Here is a 2,403-nt window from a genome sequence, read left to right on the forward strand (position 1 = left end):
GCCTTGTGGTCGTTGAACCTCTTAGTGACCTTCTCAAACTTGAATTAGAAGACAGTTTAGTGTGGCAGCGCTTGGGTTATTCCTTTGATCAAGCGCATGCATCTAGCAAAAAAGGCCGCTGTATCGCCTTACTGCCTGCGACATGGAACAACAGTGGCGTGGCTTCTATGAATGTCTTGGCCGAGCGCTTAACGAATGTCACTTTTGTAGGCCATACCGATTTATGATGAATAAAAATAATTTTTTGTCAGCTAACCGTATTTATATGATGGTCGTTTTCTTAATGCTGCTAGCAGTAGTCAGCAGTTATGCAGTCGTACATCAGCTATGGCCTCTCGCTTTTTTAGAATTGTTCACCCCCTCATTTGAGCTATCACTTTCGGATATGAGTACCCAGCTACAAATCCTACCGACCATGTTGGTAGCATTGACCGCTGGTGGCCTTTTAGGATTGGTCAGTGTTTTATTACAACAGCTGGTAAAAAACACATTGGCCTCAGACACGACACTAGCAGTCGGTAGCGGTGCAAATATGGCGCTGCTCATTGTCACGTTATTCCTGCCTACTTTAGCGTTGGGGGGAAGTTTTTGGGTCGCTTTTATGGGCGCGCTTGGCAGTATGGCGATTGTTTTTCTTCTAGCTGCGCCTAGCCGCATGAATCCTTTGGTATTGGTGCTTGGCGGACTGGTAACCAATATTTTATTGGGCGCTATTACTGCTTTATTATTGATTTATTATGCTGAAGAAACCTTAAACGTCATGGTGTGGGCGGCGGGCAGTCTCACTCAGAATAACTGGCAAGTATCTGCCGTATTAAGCATCGCTAGTGTGATCGCCTTTATTAGCTTAATACCTTTATTAAAACCATTAGAAATAATGAGCTTAGATGATAGGCAAGCCAAAAGTTTGGGCGTTCCTATCAACCTCATTCGTGGATTGGTAGTGGGATTGGTGGCACTACTGACCGCCCTTGTCGTCAGTCGCGTGGGGCCTATTGGCTTTATTGGTTTAGGGGCTGCCACACTGGTGAATGTGTTTTCGGTACGGCGTATTGGTTACCGTTTGCTATTAGGTTATGTGTTTGGAGCGCTGTTGTTATGGATCACCAGTAATGCCACGACGCTGTTACAACATTATTTAAGCCTAAATATTCCTGCTGATGCAATGACGGCCATACTTGGTGCCCCATTGGTGATATGGTTAATCGTGAGCCAAAGTCGTCAACATACCGATGAGGTTATTCCGACTTTAGTTTCAGAACGCCGTGACACTCATTTAATGGGTTGGAGTATCGCCTTAATACTGTTGCTCATAGGCGTACTTATCTTTACGGCTACTTCAAATGGCTGGCAGCTTAGTACGCTAGGACATTTAATTGTTAATTTTAGATTGCCTCGTACGTTAAGCGCAGCCGCCACTGGCATAATGCTAGCCACTGCTGGCGTGCTGCTACAAACCTTAACACGTAACCCGATGGCTAGCCCTGAAGTACTCGGTATCAGCTCAGGCTCAGCGATAGGCGTGGTATTGGCCTTTGTTTTCCTACCCAGTTTTGGCTATACAGGTATTATATTATCAGGATTATTGGGCGCTTTTATTGTCCTTAGCTTGATCTTATGGCTTGCCCGTCGTATCAATCCAGCTTATTTATTATTAGTTGGTGTGGCCATTGCCGCATTGATGGGCGGTTTATTAAGTCTGGTAAAAATATCTGGCGATCAACGGTTACAAGCGGTGTTAAGTTGGCTATCAGGTTCTACGTACCTTGCCAGTCCAGAAACGGCATGGATTTTAGTAGGATTGGCTTTTATACTTTTTTTATTAAGCTTTATGGTGATCAAACCATTAGAAATATTGAGCCTAGGTAGCGGGATTGCCCGTGAGCTTGGGGTATCTTTGAGATTGTATCAAACCTTGATACTCATTCTTGTAGCTTTACTGAGTACGATATCAACGTTAGCAGTGGGACCACTCAGTTTTGTGGGTCTGATGATACCTCACCTCGCCAGCACATTAGGCGCGGTAAAGCTCAAACGTCAAATTCAACTGTCCGCTATCTTAGGCGCGGGCTTAATGGTCATAGCAGACTGGGTTGGACGCTATCTCATATTTCCCTATGAGATACCTGCTGGCACCATTGCTGCTATCATTGGCGGCGCTTATTTTCTATATTTGATGCGGCGTATTAGAGCGTAACCATATGGTTAATACTTCAATAACGACATGACAACATTATCGCTATTTAGGGCTTTAAAAATTTTGGTGTAATGGACAAAATTCATGCTAAAAAGTAGAAGGTAGTCGCTAATGGACATAATTCATGCTATTTGAGTGACTTTGATAGTAGAAAGTCTTTAATAAACCGTAACTTACGGTACTCATTTAACCCATGATGACTGTGC

At 43.9% G+C, this 2,403-nt stretch carries 1 protein-coding gene and 1 pseudogene; both read left to right on the top strand.

What is annotated here, in order from left to right; genetic code table 11:
• Window positions 1-227: pseudogene (locus EI161_RS13990) on the top strand (ABC transporter substrate-binding protein); the annotation flags it as partial.
• The gene (gene fhuB, locus EI161_RS13995; RefSeq protein ID WP_192519867.1) at window positions 224-2,197 is read left to right on the top strand and encodes a Fe(3+)-hydroxamate ABC transporter permease FhuB; all 1,974 of its coding nucleotides are present in this window, start codon (window positions 224-226) and stop codon (window positions 2,195-2,197) included. The pseudogene EI161_RS13990 and the gene fhuB, both read left to right, overlap by 4 nt.
• Window positions 2,198-2,403 lie beyond the last annotated feature (206 nt).

Origin of the sequence: Psychrobacter sp. FME5 (genome assembly GCF_014861375.1) — a bacterium.
In the GTDB taxonomy this organism is placed as follows: domain Bacteria; phylum Pseudomonadota; class Gammaproteobacteria; order Pseudomonadales; family Moraxellaceae; genus Psychrobacter.